Here is an 18,511-nt window from a genome sequence, read left to right on the forward strand (position 1 = left end):
GCACGTCCTCCGAGAAGGCTCGGGGCATGACCACGAACACGCCCGCACCGTCCCTGACCGACACCGACCGACCTGCCGCCGCGCCCCGCGCCCTGCTGCTCGCGGCCGTCCTGGCCAGCGCGCTCATCGCCCTGCTCGGGGCGGCGTGGGCGCTCGCCCCGGACGCCGATCTGCTCGGCGGACCACCCGATCGCACGCCCCTCGAGCTGCTCCTCGGCCCGACGGGCGCCGTCGCGACGCTCGCCGCCGTCTCCCTGCTCGGAGTCGGTGCGGCGCTGACCGCCCTCTCCCGGAGGCTGCCGCGCCCAGCGCTGCTGACCGTCGCGGCCGCGCAGGTGCTGGTCGCCGGGGTGGGGATGGGCAGCATGTCCACCCTGTCCACGGCCGGTTACCTGCTCGCGCTCGCGATGCCCGCCGTCGTCGGGCTGCTGGTCGTGCAGGTGATCCGCCGATACCCGCGCGTGCGCGTGCCCGTCGCCGGGATCGTCGTGATCGCGCTGGCGGCCGGAGCGCTGTTCCTCGGCGAGGCGCTGCTGGACCTCGCCGGCTATCTCCTGCCGGCCTTCGTCGCCGAGATCCCGATGATCTCGACGACCCTGCTGCTCGTCGCCGGCGGCGCCCTGTGGGCCGCTCTCGCCGCCGCGGCCCTGCGCAGCGACGGGAGTGCCGCGCGCCTCGCAGCACGGGTGACCCGTCACCGGGTGCCCCTGACGCTCGTCGCCGCCGCCTGCCCGCTGCCCTACGCGCTGATCCGGCTGTCCTGGCTGACACCCTGGCCGCTGATGGCACCCGACGGGCTCGAGCTCAGCACGCGGCTGTGGGGCCTCGCCCTCTCCTCCGGCAGCTGGCTCGCCGTGGTGCTCACCCTCGGGCTGATCCTGCCGTGGGGCGAGAGGTTCCCTCGCTGGATGCCGGTCGTCGCGGGCCGGGAGGTGCCGATCGCCGCGGCCGCGGTGCCCGGCGGTGCGGTCGCCGCGCTGTTCACCTTCGCCGCCGTGCCGATGCTGGTCGGCGCGGAGATGATGACCGCCGCCGACCGTCTCCTGTTCGCCGTGACCTTCCCCTGCTGGCTGTGGGGCCCCGCGCTCGCCCTGGCCGTCCGGGGATACATCGGCCACCGTCGTGACCAGGAGCGTCGCGGATCCGCGCCGGAAGTCGCTGGTGCCCGCCGCGCATGATCGACGACGATGTGCGGATGGAGATCCTCCGACGGCAGGGCCGCCGCCTCGCGTGGCTGATGGCGGGAGCCGCCATCGGCCTGGCGGTGGTCCTGCTGGTCGTCGTCGTGGCGGCCGTCGCCGTCGGCCTCGGCGGGGAGCCGGGGTCCGAGGCCGGCTCGGGCACGGTCGGCGGCCTCCGGGGAGCCGGTCCCGTGGCCACGATCGCGGGAGCGAGCGTGCTGCTCGCGGCGCTGCTGGGCCTCGTGCCCGGGGTGCGGGAGCTCGAGGTGACCGGGGCCCGCGGCATGCTCGGCGCCGACGGGGAGCTGCTCGTGCCGCGCCGGCCCCGCGCCGGTCACCATGCCCGCACCGCCCTGTGGGTCGTGCTCCATCTGGGCTCCGGGCTGCTCTGCGCGACGCTGCTGGCGACCTTCGTGCCCTCGGCCGCGCTGTTCCTCGTCGAGCTCGCGGCCGGCCGGTCCTTCGGCTCCGGGCTGCCGCTGCCGGAGGGTGCGGTCGGGCGGCTCGGCGCGGCCGCGCTCGCCCTGCTGATCGGGGCGGCCTCGGCGCTCGCGTGGTGGCCGCTGGGCGCCGCCCTCTCCCGTCTCGCTCCCCACCTGCTGGGGCCGACGGCGACCGACCGGCTCGAGGCGGCCGAGCAGCGCGTCGCCCGCGAGGCGGAGCGCACCCGGATCGCGCGCGAGCTGCACGACGGGATCGGGCATGCCCTGACCGTGGTCAGCGTGCAGGCCGCCGCGGCGCGCACCGTGCAGCACAGGGATCCCGAGGTGACCGCGGCCGCGCTCGCGGCGATCGAGGAGACCGCCCGCGGCGCGACCGGGGAGCTCGATGCGGTCCTCGCCCTGCTGCGCGAGGAGGAGAGCGGCCGACGGGCGCCGCGGCGCCCCGCCGCGCCGGACGGCCGCGCCACGGACGCGCCCGCTGCTCCCGGTGACGGACCCGCTGCCGGGGACGAGCTCGAGCGGCTCCTGGCCGGGCACCGCCGCGCCGGGATGGACCTGCACCGACGCGGCGAGCTCCCCGCCGATCTCGCTCCTCTCCAGCACTGCCATCTGGTGCGCGGCCTGGGCGAGCTGCTCACCAACGCCCAGCGCCATGCGGCGCCCGGACCCGTCACCCTCGTGCTCGGCGCCGACGACGGACGCGTGCACCTCGAGGTGACCAGCCCCCTCGACGATGCGCTCGCGGAGCCCGCCGACGACGCCGCCGCGCCGCCTGCGGACTCTGCCGCGCAGCCCGCCGCCGTCCCGGGAGGGCACGGTCTCGTCGGCCTGCGCGAGCGCGCCGTGCTCCTGGGCGGCACCCTCGAGGCCGGACCCCGCGGCGAGCACTGGATCGCGCGCCTGGACCTGCCCCTGCTGCGCGAGGAGGAGCGATGACCGACCCCGCGAACGAGCCCGCCGAGCCCACCGGCCCTGCGCGTCCCGTCGACGCCCCGGACCCCGTCCGCCTCGTCGTCGTCGACGACGAGCCCCTGGTCCGGCAGGGCCTGTCGCTGATCCTCGGCGCCGAGGACGACCTCGAGATCGTGGGCGAGGCGGCCGACGGCGACGAGGCGCTGCGCATCGTCCGCGCGACGCGGCCGCACGTGGTGTGCATGGACGTGCGCATGCCCGGGATCGACGGGATCCGCGCGACCGAGCTCCTGCTGCACCTCCCGGAGCCGCCGAAGGTGCTGGTCGTGACCACGTTCGAGCATGACCAGCATGTGCACGACGCGCTCCTCGCCGGGGCCTCCGGGTTCCTGCTCAAGCGCGCGACCGGGCCGGAGATGGTCCGGGCGGTGCGCACGATCGCCCACGGCACGAGCCTGCTGTTCCCCGACGCCGTGCGGGATCTGCTGCGTCCCAGCGCCCGCACCGCCCGGCACGACGGCCCGCCGCTGACCGAGCGCGAGGCCGAGGTCCTCGCGCATCTCGCCCGCGGGGAGACCAACGCCGAGATCGCCGCGGAGCTCTTCCTCGGCGTCGAGACGGTCCGTACGCACGTGGGGAACCTGTTGGCCAAGCTCGGTGCCCGCGACCGCACCCAGGCGGTGGTGATCGCCTACCGCACCGGTCTGGTGGACCCGCGCGCGAGCTGACCCTCCCGGGTGCGAGCTGATCCCAGAGAGCGCGAGCTGATCCGCCCGGCCGCGGGGTGACCCGACGGAGCGCGAGCTGACCCGCCCGGGCGCGAGTTGACCCGCCCGGGCTCGGGGTCCGCTTCTGCGTGCGCGAGATCGGCCGGTGGGCCATGGCGACGTCCCACGCGAGACAGGATGGTCGGCTGCTGGCGTGTGGCGTTCCGGTACGTCTATATAGGCGTACCGGAACGCCACACGCCAGTACTCGTCCAGATCCCGCTCGACGGCGAGCTCTCACCGCGCTCTGTGGGTCCGAGCAGGACGCGCCGTCCCCGGTCAGCGCCGTCGCGCGAACTCGGTGAAGCTCACCCCGGTCTCGTAGGTGCGGGTGCGCACGTGTTCGAACTGCTCGGGTACGTACTCGCCGGGCGCGAACAGCGGGATCCCGGCCCCGAACAGGAACGGCTGGCGCTTGAGCAGGAGCCGGTCGATCTCCCCGCGCAGCTGGATCGCGAGCCGGCCTCCGCCGCACAGCCAGATGTCCCCGCCGTCCTGCTGCTTCAGCTCCCGCACCACCGCGACCGGGTCCTCGTCGGTCACGCGCAGGTTCTCGGCGGGCTCGAGCGGACGGTGCGTGAACACGATCTGCTGGAGGTGGCGGTAGGGGCTGGGCATGTCCGGCAGGCCGACGGCGTGCGTGTTCGCGCCCATCAGCACGGTGTCGAAGCGGCCGCCCGACTGGTCGATACCGAGATGCGCGGCGATGTCGGTGGGGATCGTGACGGCGAACTCCTCGTTGATCCCCTCCATGTGGTCGCCCTCGATCAGGAAGGCGTCGAACTGGTGGTCGGGGCCGGCGATATAGCCGTCCAGGCTCACGGCGACGTAGTAGACGAGCTCTCGCATGGGTCCCCCTCGGGTCGGTGCCCCGCGGCGGCGCCGCGGCTCGGAGGACCGACACTACGGCGCAGCGGCGACCAGCGCCCCATGCTTTTCCGGGAGCCGGCCCCGCGGTGAGGGCGATGCCGGGACCGGAGCGCTCGAGGTGCGGTGACTTGGAAGGTGCCGAGTCGCTGCGCGACGGCCAGCCCCCGCGAGGACGGGGGCGCGGCGCCTCAGTGGGTGCCGAGCCGCTGGGCGGCGGTGCGTCCCCGGGAGGCCAGAGGAGCGGAGCCGACCGCCTTCGCGAGTCCCACCCGCGCCCCGTTGCCGTAGAACGTCTCGATCCCGTCCGCGGGCACGGCATAGGTCTCGTGCCAGATCCCGACCGCGCCGGGATGCGTCCGGGCCGCCTTGTTGAACGCCTTCCAGGCCGGCAGGTGCTCGGCACTCGACATCCGCGCGTAGGCGTAGAGGTGCTCGGTGCTGCGCCAGTACTGCACCACCCAGGGGCCCTTCGCGCCGATCAGGGTGTCCGCGCCGAGGAAGCCGAGGTCCTCGGCCTCGCCGCGCGCGGCAGTGGCGCGGTTGCGGTGCAGCTCGGCGAGCATGCGCGGCATCGCGGCGGCGACGGGGCCCCACAGGTCCGGCCGCCACGGGGCGCGGATGGTCATGCCGATGTGGAAGACGACCAGGTCGTCGACCGCGGCGTGGGTGAGGTTCGGAGGCTGGCGGTCGGTCGAGGCGGCCGGACGGTCAGCGGGAGCGGCGGGGCGGTCTATGAGGTCACCGTCCCCGAGGACCCCGACGAGGCCGTGCGCCGCGTGGTCGTCGGCACCGTGATGCTCGAGCCGGTGCTGCTCACCCTGCGCCTGCTCGCCCAGCGCGAGCTCTCCGTGCGTCGCGCGGAGACCGTCGACGGGGGCCGGCTCCGGACCGACCTTCGACGATGAGCGCCGCCTCGTCCCGAGCGGCTCAGTGGCCGCCCCGGCGGTTCAGTACGGCGTCGTGGGCGGCGCCCCGGGCGGAGGCTCCGGCGGTGGGGGCTGGTCAGGCTGGGGGAGCGGCTCCGGCGGCGGCTCCGGCGACGGCTCGGGCGGTCGCCCGGGGATCGGGGCCGGCGGGTCCGAGGGCGGCGCTCCCGGCGGCTCGGTGGGAGGCGCGGTCGGCGGCTCCGTGGGCGGCTTCCCGGGCGGGGTCATCGGCGGCTCGCTGGGCGGCGGCAGGCTGCCGCCGGACGGCGCGGACGCGAGCGAGCCGCTCGGCGCGTGCTCGGCATCAGGGAGGCCGACCGAGCGGACCTCGAGCGGGCGGCGGGTCATCGCGGACCGGTTCCCGGGATCTCGACCGGCACCCGGTCCTCGAGCATCCGCGAGCGGGTGAGGAACCGCTTCCCGTCGGGCGTCTCGAGGCTGAAGCCGCCGCCGCGCCCGTCGACCAGGTCGATCGTCAGGTGCGTGTGGCGCCAGTAGGCGAACTGCTCGCGGCTCATCCAGAAGTCCAGCGGGCTGGTGGCGCCGCCCGGCAGGGGCACCTCGACGTGGCCCATCCGCACATCGGCGTCGCCCGTGATGAAGTCGCCCTCGGGGTAGCACATGGGGGAGGAGCCGTCGCAGCAGCCGCCGGACTGGTGGAACATCAGCGGGCCGTTGCGGTCGATGAGCCGCTGGATCTGTGCGACCGCCGCGGACGTGAAGGCGACGCGGGAGAAGTCCTCGCCCTCGACCGTCGGCTCCATCTCCAGGACGTCGTCGGCCTCGGTCGGCTCCGGCAGCGGGGGTGCCGGCGGCTGCCCGGGCTGCGGTGCGGGAGTGGTGGAGGTGTCGGTCATCGGGCTCTCCTTCCAGCGCGGCCGACGGCGGGGCCGGCCGGGTGCGCGGCGGCGATCATCGGCCTCTGCGTCACGGGGACCCGGACGGCGGGTGCGACGGCCGACGTCGGCCGATGTGACGCGGGCCACCAGGATAGACCCGTGCCGGCGGACATAGGGTTGGGCACATGGAACATCGCCACCTCGGCCGCTCCGGCCTCAAGATCAGCGAGATCATCTACGGCAACTGGCTCACCCATGCCTCGCAGGTCGAGGACGACCGCGCCCGTGCCTGCGTCCGCGCCGCGCTCGACGCCGGCATCTCCACCTTCGACACCGCCGACACCTACGCCAACACCGCCGCGGAGGTCGTGCTCGGCGAGGCGCTGAAGGGCGAGCGCCGCGAGTCGCTCGAGATCTTCACCAAGGTGTACTTCCCCACCGGCCCGAAGGGGCACAACGACACCGGCCTCTCGCGCAAGCACATCCGCGAGTCGATCGACGGCTCGCTGCGCCGCCTGGGCACCGACTACGTCGACCTCTACCAGGCCCACCGCTACGACTACGCGACGCCGCTCGAGGAGACGATGCAGGCCTTCGCCGACGTCGTCCACTCCGGCAAGGCCCTGTACATCGGCGTCTCCGAGTGGAACGCGGACCAGCTGCGCGCCGGCCACCAGCTCGCCCGCGAGCTCGGCATCCAGCTCGTCTCCAACCAGCCGCAGTACTCGATGCTGTGGCGGGTCATCGAGGAGCGCGTCGTGCCGACCTCGCGCGAGCTGGGGATCTCCCAGATCGTCTGGTCACCGGTCGCGCAGGGCATCCTCACCGGCAAGTACAAGCCCGGGGCCGAGGCGCCCGAGGGCTCGCGCGCCCGCGACGAGAAGGGCGGCGCCGACATGATCAAGCGCTTCCTGAACGACGAGGTGCTCACCGCCGTGCAGGGTCTGCTGCCGATCGCGGAGGGGCTGGGGCTGACCCCGGCGCAGCTCGCGATCGCCTGGGTGCTCAGCAACGACAACGTCGCCGGTGCCATCATCGGCGCCTCCCGCCCCGAACAGGTCACCGACAACGTCAAGGCTGCGGGCGTCACGCTCGACGCCGACGTGAAGGCCCGGATCGACGAGATCCTCGGCGAGATCCCCGAGACCGACCCGGACCAGACCCGCTCGCCGGCGCAGCGCCTGGCCTGACCTGCCCCGGCGCAGCGCCTGGCCTGCCCCGGCGCGGCGCCGCCGCCCGCCACGGCGCCGCGCACAATTCTGCGCTCCCTGCGTGGCCTCACGCCGGATACGGCCTCGAGGTCACGCAGGGAGCGCATCTGTGTGCGGCGCGGACGTCCGGGAGGGCGGCGAGGCGCGGCACCGCTCAGTGGATCAGGCGAAGATCGCCTCGGGGGAGCCGCGCCCCGCACTCCTGGAGATCGCCCCGCACCCCTGGAAGTCCCCGCGTGGACGGAGGAGCGGCCGGCCCCGAGGACCGGCCGCTCCTCCGAGCGACAGCGGGTGGTGGTCCGCGTCAGCGGCCGGCGACCTTCTTCTCGAGGTCCTCCCCGGTCTCGCCGTGTCGGACCAGACCGTCGGCCCGCAGCTCCCAGAACTCAGCGTTCTTGATGCCGAGCAGGCGCGGATCGAACTGGGGGTCCTTGCCGGCCTTCTTCTGCTGCTGGTAGTCCTTCAGCGCCTTGAGCGCGGGGCCCTGGAGGATGAGGATCGCGACCACGTTCAGCCACGCCATCGCGCCGACGCCGATGTCGCCGAGCGCCCAGGCGTTGCCCGTGGTGGTCACCGAGCCGTACACGACGGCCACGAGGATCAGAGCCTGCAGGAAGCGCACCAGCGCACGACGCGCGGTGCGGTTGGGGATCCAGCGGCTGAGGTAGGTGAGGTTGACCTCGGCCATGTAGTAGTAGGCCACGATCGTGGTGAAGGCGAAGAAGAACAGCGCGATCGCCACGAAGGTCGGGCCCAGGCCGTGGAACACGGACTCGAAGCCGTTCTGCGCGAACTCGGGACCGTAGTCGGTGCCCTCGGGCACCGAGCCCGCGTAGATGAGCTCCTCGTCGGGCCCCTGGAACACCTGGTACATGTCGGTGGAGATGATCAGGAACGCGGTCGCCGTGCACACGAAGAGGGTGTCGATGTAGACCGCGAAGGACTGCGCGAAGCCCTGCTTGGCGGGGTGGGAGACTTCGGCTGCGGCGGCGGCGTGCGGGCCCGTGCCCTGACCGGCCTCGTTGGAGTACAGACCGCGCTTGACGCCCATCTCGACGGCCTTGCCGACGATCGCGCCGAAGACGGCGTGGGCGCCGAAGGCGCTCGAGAAGATCAGTCCGAAGACGTGGGGGATCTGATCGAAGTTGATGAAGAAGACGATCAGCGCGGCGATGATGTAGAGGATCGCCATCACGGGCACGACCAGCACGGCGAAGTGCGCGATGCGCTTCACGCCGCCGATGATGATGAAGGCCAGCAGGATGACCACGCCGACGGCGGTGACCCAGTGGGGCAGGCCCCAGGCCTCGTAGGCCGCGGAGGCCATGCCGTTGCCCTGCACGCCCGGCAGGAAGAAGCACATCGCCACGACGGTGACGATCGAGAACACGATCGCGTAGACGAGGAATGCCGGGGCGGCCGCGGTGTGCTTGAACGCCTTCTCGATGTAGTACGCGGGGCCGCCGCGGTACTCGCCGGTGTCCTTGTCCTTCTCCTTGTAGATCTGGCCGAGGGTGCACTCGACGAAGGAGGTCGCGGCGCCGAGGAAGGCGATCAGCCACATCCAGAACACGGCGCCTGGGCCGCCGATCGCGATCGCGGTGGCCACACCGCCGATGTTGCCCATGCCGACGCGTCCTGCGAGGGACATCATCAGCGACTGGAAGGACGAGGTGCCGTCTGGGGAGGCCTCGCCCTTCTTCAGCTGGGACAGCATGTCGGGGATGCAGCGGACCTGCAGGAACAGCGTGCGCAGGGAGAAGTAGAGGCCTGTCAGCAGCAGCAGGCCCACAAGGGGGAGCGACCACACGAGGTTGTTGGCCCCGGTGATCAAGGTGTCGAAGAACATGGGATCTCCATGGGGGAGGGGAAGGATGGTCGCGGACGGACATCGGGCTCGCCTGTGAGCCCGGTCACCGACATCGCCGTGGAGGAACAGTAGCGCGTCACAGCCCCGCAGACACGTCAAGAGATGCCCGTTATCCGACTGCAATGCGCGCGCAGCGGTGAATCCGGCGACATCCGACCGCTCCGGCATGACGCGGACCGGGCTCGTCTGTAGACTCGTCGGCGACCCCTCGTGCGGTGTCATCTTGCTGAACTCCCCCAGGGCTTGACGGCAGCAAGGGCAGGTGAGCTCTGGCAGGTGCGCGAGGGGTCGCTTCATGTCCGGGCGCAGGAGGTCCGACGGCCGCCGGCCCTGCAGGTCCGGCCATCGACGCGGCGCCTCCGGTCGACGAACGCGCCCCCTGTCGCGCCCCGAGCCCCCCGCAGCCGACGGGGGATGCCCCCACCGCGGCCGGGCGGTCCTCCCCGTACCGCCGCCCCGGGCACGATCCCTAGCGTGGACGACGATGCGGAGCCCGCCCCGGGACCCGCGCATCCCTCTCCAGGAGCGCACGATGTCGACGCCCCCGGCAGTCGCCCAGCCCGTCCTCGCCCCCGCCCCCTCTCTGCGCCGCGTGCTCGCCTTCCTCGGTGCGGCGCTCGCCGTCTCGACCGCCCTGTCCCTGCCCTTCGCGTTCGGGGCCCTGCCGCCGGCGGCCGTCGGCCTCGCCGTGCCGCTCGCGCAGCTCTCCCCGCTGCTGGCCGCGCTGCTGGTGCGTAGGCGCGGAGCGCCGTGGTGGCGCGCCCTCGCGCTCGCCGTCCCGTCCTGGCGGGCGCTCGAGGTCGCCGCGATCGCCGCGATCGCCGCGTTCGTCGCGGTGCCGCTGGCCAGGGTGCTGATCGGGCTCGGCGCCGGGGCGCCGCCGTCGGCCGATGCCCTCCCGCTGTCGTCCGTGCTCCTCGCCGTGCCGGCCGTGCTGGTGATGCAGTCGCTGTTCGCGATCGGCGAGGAGGCGGGGTGGCGAGGCTGGCTGCACGGAGAGCTCCGCCCGCTCGGGTTCTGGCCGATGTCCCTTCTCATCGGGGCGATGTGGGCGGTGTGGCATGCGCCGATCGTGCTCGCCCTCGGCCTCGCGCCGCGCGAGGCCGTGACCTATCTCGGCACCATCGTCGCCGTCGCACCGCTGCTGTCCGCGCTGCGCGAGATCTCCGGCACCGCCTGGGCGGCCGTGCTCGGCCACGGTCTGCTCAACAGCGCCCGTGTCGCGATCGAGCAGAACGTGCTCGGCCCGCTCGAGCCCGGGACCGCCTGGCAGCTGGATCTGAGCTCGTGGGCGCTGTGGCTCGCGGTCGCCGCGGCCGTGCTGCACCTCGGCGCCAGGCGTCGCGCGACGACGCCCGGAGCGGTGTCCGGGGCCGGCCTGCCGGTGCGGTGAGCCCCGGGCTCACGCTCACAGGTGCTCGGCCGGGAGCTCCTCCAGGGTGCTCGCCCGCTCCTCCACGGTCGGGACCGACGGGGTCGCGGCCCGGGGATCGCCGAGCACGGCGTTGACCAGCGCGGCGAGGACCACGAACGCCGCCGCTCCGGTCGGCAGCCACATCGCGGCCTCGGCCCCGACGCCGTCCGCGACCGCGCCGGTCAGCGCCGAGGTCGCGGACTGGCCGACGATCGTGGCCGAGCCGAGCATCGACATCAGCGTCGCCGAGCGGCCCTGCGGGGCGCGGTCCGCGGCGAGGCTGTAGATCGTCACGATCGTCGGCCCGATGCCGATGCCCGCCACGGCCATCGCCCCGACCAGGCCCCACAGTCCGCCGGCGAGCCCGAAGGCGATCATCGAGGCCAGCATCAGCACGGAGAACACCAGCCAGCGGTGGGAGCGGCGGAACCTCTCCGGGAACAGCGAGATCGACAGCGCCAGGATCGTCGAGCCGACGCCCATCACCCCGTACACAAGGCCGGCGGAGTCGCCTGCACCGCGGGTGTCGAGGAAGGCCGTCAGCGAGGTCAGCACTGTGCCGAAGAACAGGCCGACGCCGAGCGCCCCGGCGACCAGCACGAGCACCCGCGCGGTGCGGAGCTCGGCGGCGGGCGCCTGCTCGGTCGGCGACTCGCTGCTGGGCGCGGAGGCGCGCGCGGTGGGATGCAGCGCGAAGGCGGTGACGAACACCAGGGTCAGAAGGGCCGCGCCGATCATCGGCGCGGCCGGGGACATCGTCGTGGCCAGCAGGCCCACCACCACGGGGCCGAACACGAACGCGGTCTCGTCGGCAGCGGACTCGTAGCCCATCGTGGCGTTGAGGCTCTTCGCCCGACGTGCGACGGGCAGGCGGGTGAGGATCAGGTGCACCAGGCGGGTGCGCGAGAACGGGCCGATCTGCGGGGAGGACGCGCCGATCACGAAGCTGACGGCGAGCACCGCGACATCGGGCAGCGGGCTGAAGGCCACCCAGGCCAGGCCCATCAGCGCCAGCGAGTTCACGATCCCGGCCACCAGGATCACGCGGCGCTGGCCGAAGCGGTCCGCGGCGGCGCCCAGCAGCGGGCCCACCAGCGCGGAGCCGAGGCCGAGCACGGCCGAGTTCAGACCGCCCAGCGCGATCGAGTCGCGGGCGGCGACGACCAGGGTCAGGGTGCCCACGATCATCATCGCGAAGGGGAAGCGGGCGATGAACGCGATGGGGAAGTAGGCGGTCCCGGCCTCGCGGCGCAGCGTGGTGGGGGCGGGGGTGCCCAGGGCCGGGCCGTCGACGGGCTGGGCGTCGTCGACGCGGGGCTGCGGGGCGGTGTGCGGCGTGGTCATCGAACCTCCATGACGGTGGTGCCGCCTTGGACGATCCACGTCGTGGACCCGAGGTAGATGCACCCGGGAACCCGCCGGAGCGGGTGGGGAACGCATAGATCCTACGCGGGACGCGAGGGCGTGACCAGGGCGGGGGCAGGTGGGGTGCGCGGATTCGCCGGTGACCGGATCGAGACCGGTCCGCAACGATCGCGCCGGGTCCGGGACACCCCCGCGTCATGCGCCGTTCGCCTTCGCCCCGTACCTATGGGAGCGCTCCCATCCTCTGCTCCTCGCGACCCGAACGGACACCATGACCACCACTCCCTCGCCATCCCTGCGACGATCCCCGCGGCCCGGTCCTCCCGCCGCGACGGCCGCCGTCCCGGCCCCCTGCCGCGGCGTCCCGCTGCGCCGCGCCGGCATCGCCCTGCTCGCCGGCACCGCCCTCGCGCTCGGCCCCGCCGCCCTGCCGCTGACCGGACCGCTCGGCGTCTTCGCCGGCGGCGCCGTCCCCGCCGCACAGGCTGCCCCTGCCCCGGGCGGCCCGCTGCTGGTCACCGAGATCGCGCCGGACACCGTCGGGGCCGACGAGTTCGAGTTCCTCGAGCTCACCAACACCTCGACCGAGCCCGTCACCGTCGGCGGCGAGGACGGCCACTCGCTGAGCTACATCTACGCCGACAGCGCCGACACGGCCCGCGACGTCCCGCTCGACCTCGAGGGGTCGGTCGAGCTCGCCCCCGGCGACTCGCTCGTGCTGTGGCTGAGCTACGAGGCGAAGGACCTGGACTCCTTCTCCCGCACCGTGGAGGAGTTCCGCGCCCACTGGGGCGCCGCCGAGGACGTCCCCGTCGTGCGCGTGACCGGCCAGCCCGGCATGGCCAACGGCGGCGGACGCGGCGTGCGGGTGCTCGACGGCGACGGCGCCGAGGTCTCCCGCAGCTTCTACCCCGCCGGCTCCGTCGGCCAGGATCGCAGCGCCCACTTCGCGCTCCCCGCCGCCGACTCGCTCTCCGCGGCCCTGTTCGCGTCCGCCGCCGCCGCCTCCCCGGGCGCGGTCGAGGACGCCCAGCTCACACCCGCCGAGACCGAGCAGCCGGAGGAGCCGGAGGAGCCCGCCGAGCCCGCGGCGCCGCCGGTCGTGCCGCCCGCCGACTCCCTCGTCGGCCACCTGCAGATCACCGAGGTCACCCCGGACACCACCAACATCGACGGCGCCGACGGCTTTGAGTTCATCGAGCTGTACAACGCCACCTCGGCTCCGGTCTCGATGGCGGACTACGAGCTGCGCTACCTCTACACCGCCGACGGCGAGTCGATCACCAACGCCGCGGACTGGCCGCTCAGCCCGTCGGACGCCGTGATCGAGCCCGGCGGCACCCTCGTGGTCTGGGTGCGCAACGGCGCCAACGACGCCGCGACCGCCTCGGACTTCGCCGCGAACTACGGCGTGGACCCCGCCTCCGTGAACCTGGTGGAGACGGCCACGGCGGGGATGGCCAACGGCTCCGGACGCGGGCTCGAGATCCGCACCCGCGCCGGCGACAGCGTCCACCGTGCCTTCTACAACCTCTCCGGCGCCGACGACACCCAGCCAGACCAGGGCATCCAGTACCGCACCGGCGACGGCGCCGACGGCGAGCAGCCCGACTTCTCCCGTGCGGCGAAGACGGGCCTCGCCCCCGCCACCCCCGGCGCGGTGGACCCCTCCCAGGTGCCGGCAGAGCTCGTCGACGTCCCCGCCGACGCGCAGGCCCCCGAGGTCCGCGACCTCAGCCCCGCGGAGCTGGACCCGTCGGCCGATGCCGTGATCAGCCACGAGGTCACCGATGACGTGCAGGCCCGCACCGTCACCCTCCACCTCCGCTCCAGCGCCGAGGACGAGTTCACCCCGATCACCGTGCGCCGCACCGAGGGCGACCGCTTCGACCACGCCATCCCCGCCGCGGACCTCACCGGCAAGCGCTGGTTCGAGTACTACGTCGTCGCCTCCGACGGCACTCACGAGACCCGCACCGAACCCACCCGCGTGGCGCTGACCGGCGTCGACGCGGCCCCGCTGCGCATGAACCTCGCCGAGGGGCAGTACGTCTCCGGCACCGCCTCCGTCTCGGTGGCCGGGGACAAGTACCCGGCGGAGGCGACGGTGAGCATCGACGGGACCGAGCGCAGCGACGTCGTCCCCGCGCTCGAGGCCGCACCGGTCTTCGCGATGGACGTCTCCCAGACCGACACCTTCTTCCGCAACGGCGTGCTGGTGGGCGACGAGATCATCTCGATCTTCGATGAGGGCACCTACGCGAACTGGGTCGGCCACGACGCCGAGGTGCCGCTGCAGCACGTGGTGCGCGGCGAGCCGCTGACGGTGACGGTCGCCGCGGGCACCAAGGCGTATCCCGGCATCGACGAGAACGAGAACAACGACGACTTCTCGATCCGCAACCTGCGCCTGATCCTGCCCGACGGCCGCACCCTCCGCCCGGTCGACGGGGTGGACCCCGCCGAGATCATCGCGATGGGCGACTCGGCCGGCAAGCACGACCTCTACGACGCCGCCTTCGAGATCCCGGAGGACGCCTTCACCGCCCACGCCGTCGCCTGGGACACCACCGCCGTCGCCGACGGCGAGCACGTGCTGGCCGGCGCCGACGGGGACGGGAACCGCGTCGAGCGCACCGTGCTCGTCGACAACACCGCCCCGACCATCAGCACCGGGATCGAGGACGGCGCCGACTACCAGGGCACCTTCTCCCTGGACGTGACCGCGGAGGACGCCGGCAGCGGCCTCGCCTCCCTCACCGTGCTGCTGGACGGCGAGGAGGTCCAGCCGGGCGAGGAGCTCTCCTCCCTCACCCTCGACCCGGGCGAGCACACCCTGGAGATCACCGCGGCCGACGAGCTCGGCAACGAGGCGACGCGCACCCTCGCCTTCACCACCCCCGTCGAGGACCCGACCGCGACCCTCCTCACCGAGGACGGCCTGACCCTGCCGGTGTGCGAGGCACCCGATCTCGCCGCCCGCGTCACCGACCCGTCGGGCGATCCGATGGACGTCTCCTTCCGCGCCGGCACCTCCGCGTCGCTCGCCGACGGGACCGTCGTGGGCACCGCCGGCGAGGTGCGCGACGCCGACGCCGCCGAGCGCGAGGGCGAGACGCTCACCGGCGGGCAGACCACCGCCTCCGAGGACGCGCTGCCCTTCCACGAGTTCGACGTCGACGTCCCCGAGGGGGCGGGCGAGGACGCCGAGGTGCACGTGACCTGGGAGGGGAGCGCCGATCCCGGAGCACGGGTGCGGCTGCTGGTCGAGGAGACCGCCGGCGGCGAGCTCGTCGAGGTCGCCCACGCCTTCGCCGCCGAGGACGGCTCCGTCGCCTTCGACGAGGTGGTCCCTGCGGCCGGTCACGTCTCCGGCGGTCAGCTGCGCGCCGTCGTCCAGCACTCCGTGGGCTGGTCCGGAGGAGACCTCTCCTCCCGCGGCGACGCGACCGCCCCGCACCATCCGGAGGCGACCGACCGCTCGGAGTACGACTTCACGCTGGCCTGGGAGTCCGACACCCAGTACTACAACGAGGAGTTCTACGAGCACCAGCTGAACATCCACGAGTTCCTGCTCGAGCAGCGCGAGCCGATGAACCTGCAGTACCTGTTCCACACCGGCGACATCGTGGACGAGTCCGACAAGCCCGAGCAGTGGGCGAACGCGAACCCCGCCTACGCCCAGCTCGACGAGGCGGGCCTGCCCTACAACGTGCTCGCCGGCAACCACGACGTCGGCCACATGGACGGCGACTTTACCGAGTACTCGAAGCACTTCGGGAAGCACCGCTATGAGGACAATCCCTGGTACGGCGGGTTCTACGAGGACAACCGCGGCTCCTACACCCTGTTCAGCGCCGGCGGCGTCGACTTCATCGTGGTCTCCCAGGGCTGGGGCCCGGGAGATGCGGAGATCGACTGGATGAACGAGGTGCTCGCCCAGTACCCCGAACGCACCGCGATCATCAACCTCCACGAGTACATGCTCACCACCGGCGGGCTCGGCCCGATCCCGCAGCGGATCCAGGACGAGGTCGTGGCCACGAACCCCAACGTGTCCATGGTGATGAGCGGGCACTACCACGACGCCCACACCCGCGTGGACTCCTTCGACGACGACGGCGACGGCACCCCGGACCGCGAGGTCACGCAGATGCTGTTCGACTACCAGGGTCTGCCGGAGGGCGGTCAGGGCTTCCTGCGCCTGCTCCACTTCGACAACGAGGGCGAGCGCATGATCGTGCGCACCTTCTCGCCCTCGCTCGAGCAGTACTCGAGCGACGACGCGACCCTGACCCCCGAGGACCAGGACTTCGAGGTCTCCTACGCGCAGCTCGGCATCGACCCGACCGACAAGGAGCTCACCACCGACGCCTTCCGCGCGGACGTCCTCTCCTCCGAGGAGTTCGCACAGGTGGACGACGTCGCTTCGGGCGAGACCGTCGAGGCGGACTCCGCGGTGCTCGGCGCCGGGACCCACTCCTGGTACGTGCGCGTCACCGATCCCCACGGCGGCATCGCCCGCTCCGAGGTGCGTGGGCTGACGCTGACCGGGGACGCGACGGGCTGCGAGGGCGGCGCGCCGGGCGACGGCGGGGAGGGGCCCGACGGCGGCTCCGGCGGCGGCTCCGGCGGCGATGGCGGCTCCGGCGACGACGGCTCCGGCGAGCCGGGTGGCGGCGGCCAGGCCCCGGGTGCCGGTGACGGCTCCGGGAGCGCGGGCGGCTCGGAGGGCTCCGACGGGAACGGCGGCTCCGAGGGGTCGGGCGCCGGCGACGGCCCTGGCGGCGCGGACGGTGCCGCGGGGACCGACTCGGACTCCTCCGGCGCGACCGGCTCCGGAGCGACCGGATCCGGCGGCACCGAGGACGGTGCCGACGACGAGCGGGCCCACGACGGTGCCGTGAGCACAGGCTCGCTGGCCCGCACGGGCGTGGAGGTGGCGGGACTCGTCGCCCTCGCTCTGACCCTCACCGGTGCCGGGATCGCCCTGGTCAGGCGCCGCCGGGCCTGAGCGTCCGTCCGAGAACGGGTGATGCCCTGTCCCCTCGTCGAGGGACAGGGCATCACCTTCGGCGGCTGGCCCGTCACGCACGGGCCCCGTTCCCAACAACAACTGAGTCCCTGGCGTGACCTCACCCGCTGTACGGGGTCGAGGTCACGCCAAGGACTCAGAAGTGTGCGCTGGCGGCGCTGGCGCTGCCCGGGGTCAGGCGCGGGTGCCGGCCGCCTCGCGGGCGTCGGCCGCCTCGGAGGCATCCGTCGACGCGGCGGTTGCGCCGTCGGACTCCGCGCGCTCCACGGCGTCGGCCTCCGCCTTCTGCTCGGCCTGGATGGCCTGGAAGGAGGTGCGGGCCGCGGCGTCGTAGGCGTCCTGGTCCAGGATCTTCTCGCGCTTGGCGACGATCACGCCCACCAGCGACTGCCCGGTGACGTTCAGGGCGGTGCGGCCCATGTCGAGGATCGGGTCGATCGCGAGCAGCAGGCCCACGCCCTCGAGCGGGAGGCCCAGGGTGGACAGGGTCAGCGTGAGCATCACGGTCGCACCGGTCATGCCGGCGGTCGCGGCGGAACCGAGCACGGAGACGAGCACGATCAGCAGGTAGTCGGTCACGCCCAGCGGCACGCCGTAGAAGTTCGCGACGAAGATCGCGGCGAGCGAGGGGTAGATCGCGGCGCAGCCGTCCATCTTCGTGGTCGCGCCCAGCGGGATCGCGAAGGAGGCGTAGTGGCGCGGGACGCCCATGCGCTCGGTGACGGTCTGGGTCATCGGCATGGTGCCCAGCGAGGAGCGGGAGACGAAGCCGAGCGAGGTCGCCGGCCACACGCCGCGGAAGAAGGAGCCGATGGAGAGGCCGTTGACCTTCAGCAGGATCGGGTAGACGACCAGCAGCACGATCAGCATGCCCACGTAGACGTCGAGGGTGAACACGCCGAGCTGGCCGATCGCGTCCCAGCCGTAGGAGGCCACGGCGTTGCCGAGCAGGCCGATGGTGCCGATCGGGGCGAGGCGGATGACCCACCACAGCAGCTTCTGGACGATCTCCAGTGCGGAGCCGGTGAACTTGAGGAACGGCTCGGCCTTCTCGCCGACGGAGAGCACGGCGATGCCGACGGCGATGGAGATGACGAGGATCTGCAGGGCATTGAAGCTCAGGGAGACGGAGCCGTCGTCCCCGGCCGAGCCGGTGATGCCCAGGAAGTTCGAGGGGACCAGGCCCGTGAGGAAGTCGAGCCATCCGCCCTGGGTGGAGGAGGCCTCGGCGGAGTCCGCGGAGACCTGCGAGTTCGCGCCGGGGGTGGTCAGCACGCCGAGGGCGATGCCGATCGACACGGCGATCAGGGAGGTGATCCCGAACCACAGCAGGGTCTTGCCGGCCAGACGCGCGGCGTTCGTGACGCCGCGGAGGTTCGCGATCGAGGTGACGATCGCGAGGAAGATCAGCGGCGGGACCAGAGCCTTCAGCAGCGTCACGAAGATCGTGCCGATGGTGTCCAGCGTTGTGGTCAGCCAGTTCGCGCCGTCCGGGTTCGCCTCGGTCTCGGCGACCGGGCCCATCTGGGCGGCGACGAGGCCGAGGACGATGCCGAGGACGAGGCCGATCAGGACCTGCCAACCGAAGGGGATGCGGGTGATCGCGGTCAGCGGGTTGCGCGACCGCGTCGAAGCCGAGGAGGAGGTGGTTGATGTGCTCACGATCGGGACGCTACGC

13 protein-coding genes and 1 other RNA gene are annotated in these 18,511 nt (G+C 73.1%); 8 read left to right on the top strand and 6 right to left on the bottom strand.

Going from position 1 to position 18,511, the window contains the following annotated elements; translation table 11 throughout:
- Positions 1 to 26 precede the first annotated feature (26 nt).
- From DEU31_RS02110 to DEU31_RS02120, 3 genes are read left to right on the top strand one after another with little or no spacing between them, the layout of a single operon-like run.
- The gene (locus DEU31_RS02110; protein ID WP_133675449.1) at positions 27 to 1,178 is read left to right on the top strand and encodes a hypothetical protein; all 1,152 of its coding nucleotides are present in this window, start codon (positions 27 to 29) and stop codon (positions 1,176 to 1,178) included.
- The gene (locus tag DEU31_RS02115) at positions 1,175 to 2,560 is read left to right on the top strand and encodes a histidine kinase (protein ID WP_133675451.1); all 1,386 of its coding nucleotides are present in this window, start codon (positions 1,175 to 1,177) and stop codon (positions 2,558 to 2,560) included. Before DEU31_RS02110 ends, DEU31_RS02115 begins: the two co-directional genes overlap by 4 nt.
- Positions 2,557 to 3,264 carry a response regulator transcription factor gene (locus DEU31_RS02120; RefSeq protein WP_133675453.1) on the top strand — a complete coding sequence of 236 codons (708 nt, stop codon included), beginning with the start codon at positions 2,557 to 2,559 and terminating at the stop codon, positions 3,262 to 3,264. The genes DEU31_RS02115 and DEU31_RS02120 overlap by 4 nt, the downstream gene beginning before the upstream one ends.
- A gap of 318 nt (positions 3,265 to 3,582) precedes the next feature.
- Here DEU31_RS02120 and DEU31_RS02125 read toward each other — a convergent pair whose 3' ends face one another.
- Together DEU31_RS02125 and DEU31_RS02130 are read right to left on the bottom strand one after the other, a co-directional pair.
- Complete coding sequence (locus DEU31_RS02125; protein ID WP_133675455.1) at positions 3,583 to 4,152, bottom strand: dihydrofolate reductase family protein; 570 nt, start codon at positions 4,150 to 4,152, stop codon at positions 3,583 to 3,585.
- Between the two features lie 209 nt (positions 4,153 to 4,361).
- Positions 4,362 to 4,799 (bottom strand): DUF4188 domain-containing protein, encoded by a 438-nt coding sequence (locus DEU31_RS02130; RefSeq protein ID WP_208109948.1) that lies wholly within the window; start codon positions 4,797 to 4,799, stop codon positions 4,362 to 4,364.
- Between the two features lie 6 nt (positions 4,800 to 4,805).
- Between DEU31_RS02130 and DEU31_RS02135 the strand changes: the two genes are divergently transcribed.
- Entirely contained in the window at positions 4,806 to 5,078 is a 273-nt protein-coding gene (locus DEU31_RS02135) for a hypothetical protein (protein ID WP_010549334.1), read from the top strand.
- Positions 5,079 to 5,443: 365 nt separating this feature from the next.
- Here DEU31_RS02135 and DEU31_RS02140 read toward each other — a convergent pair whose 3' ends face one another.
- A complete protein-coding gene (locus DEU31_RS02140) occupies positions 5,444 to 5,956 on the bottom strand; it encodes a DUF779 domain-containing protein (RefSeq protein ID WP_133675459.1) in 513 nt (170 codons plus the stop codon).
- 167 nt (positions 5,957 to 6,123) lie between these two features.
- Here DEU31_RS02140 and DEU31_RS02145 point away from each other — a divergent pair, with 167 nt between their 5' ends.
- A complete protein-coding gene (locus DEU31_RS02145; protein WP_010549336.1) occupies positions 6,124 to 7,128 on the top strand; it encodes an aldo/keto reductase family protein in 1,005 nt (334 codons plus the stop codon).
- A 325-nt stretch (positions 7,129 to 7,453) separates the two neighbouring features.
- Here DEU31_RS02145 and DEU31_RS02150 read toward each other — a convergent pair whose 3' ends face one another.
- On the bottom strand, positions 7,454 to 8,998 hold the full coding sequence (locus DEU31_RS02150) for an alanine/glycine:cation symporter family protein (protein ID WP_133675461.1): 1,545 nt from the start codon (positions 8,996 to 8,998) through the stop codon (positions 7,454 to 7,456).
- Between the two features lie 220 nt (positions 8,999 to 9,218).
- On the opposite strand from DEU31_RS02150, the gene ffs reads away from it, so the two are divergent.
- An RNA gene (gene ffs, locus DEU31_RS02155) (signal recognition particle sRNA small type) lies at positions 9,219 to 9,315 on the top strand.
- Between the two features lie 236 nt (positions 9,316 to 9,551).
- Positions 9,552 to 10,412 (top strand): CPBP family intramembrane glutamic endopeptidase, encoded by an 861-nt coding sequence (locus tag DEU31_RS02160; protein WP_133675462.1) that lies wholly within the window; start codon positions 9,552 to 9,554, stop codon positions 10,410 to 10,412.
- Between the two features lie 15 nt (positions 10,413 to 10,427).
- Here DEU31_RS02160 and DEU31_RS02165 read toward each other — a convergent pair whose 3' ends face one another.
- Positions 10,428 to 11,777: an MFS transporter gene (locus DEU31_RS02165; RefSeq protein WP_166649344.1), complete on the bottom strand. Its 1,350-nt coding sequence runs from the start codon at positions 11,775 to 11,777 to the stop codon at positions 10,428 to 10,430.
- Positions 11,778 to 12,069: 292 nt separating this feature from the next.
- Between DEU31_RS02165 and DEU31_RS02170 the strand changes: the two genes are divergently transcribed.
- On the top strand, positions 12,070 to 16,812 hold the full coding sequence (locus DEU31_RS02170; protein ID WP_133675464.1) for a lamin tail domain-containing protein: 4,743 nt from the start codon (positions 12,070 to 12,072) through the stop codon (positions 16,810 to 16,812).
- 195 nt (positions 16,813 to 17,007) lie between these two features.
- Here DEU31_RS02170 and DEU31_RS02175 read toward each other — a convergent pair whose 3' ends face one another.
- Positions 17,008 to 18,495: a dicarboxylate/amino acid:cation symporter gene (locus DEU31_RS02175; RefSeq protein ID WP_133675466.1), complete on the bottom strand. Its 1,488-nt coding sequence runs from the start codon at positions 18,493 to 18,495 to the stop codon at positions 17,008 to 17,010.
- Positions 18,496 to 18,511 lie beyond the last annotated feature (16 nt).

Source organism: Brachybacterium sp. AG952, assembly GCF_004362645.1.
Classification (GTDB): Bacteria; Actinomycetota; Actinomycetes; order Actinomycetales; family Dermabacteraceae; genus Brachybacterium; species Brachybacterium conglomeratum.

Bases quoted from the DNA above. Each gene is read 5' to 3' on its own strand.
- DEU31_RS02110 (WP_133675449.1), top strand. From the start codon at position 27: ATGACCACGAACACGCCCGCACCGTCCCTGACCGACACCGACCGACCT.
- DEU31_RS02120 (WP_133675453.1), top strand. From the start codon at position 2,557: ATGACCGACCCCGCGAACGAGCCCGCCGAGCCCACCGGCCCTGCGCGT.
- DEU31_RS02165 (WP_166649344.1), bottom strand. From the start codon at position 11,777: ATGACCACGCCGCACACCGCCCCGCAGCCCCGCGTCGACGACGCCCAG.
- DEU31_RS02130 (WP_208109948.1), bottom strand. From the start codon at position 4,799: ATGACCATCCGCGCCCCGTGGCGGCCGGACCTGTGGGGCCCCGTCGCC.
- DEU31_RS02150 (WP_133675461.1), bottom strand. From the start codon at position 8,998: ATGTTCTTCGACACCTTGATCACCGGGGCCAACAACCTCGTGTGGTCG.
- DEU31_RS02125 (WP_133675455.1), bottom strand. From the start codon at position 4,152: ATGCGAGAGCTCGTCTACTACGTCGCCGTGAGCCTGGACGGCTATATC.
- DEU31_RS02170 (WP_133675464.1), top strand. From the start codon at position 12,070: ATGACCACCACTCCCTCGCCATCCCTGCGACGATCCCCGCGGCCCGGT.
- DEU31_RS02145 (WP_010549336.1), top strand. From the start codon at position 6,124: ATGGAACATCGCCACCTCGGCCGCTCCGGCCTCAAGATCAGCGAGATC.
- DEU31_RS02115 (WP_133675451.1), top strand. From the start codon at position 1,175: ATGATCGACGACGATGTGCGGATGGAGATCCTCCGACGGCAGGGCCGC.
- DEU31_RS02160 (WP_133675462.1), top strand. From the start codon at position 9,552: ATGTCGACGCCCCCGGCAGTCGCCCAGCCCGTCCTCGCCCCCGCCCCC.
- DEU31_RS02140 (WP_133675459.1), bottom strand. From the start codon at position 5,956: ATGACCGACACCTCCACCACTCCCGCACCGCAGCCCGGGCAGCCGCCG.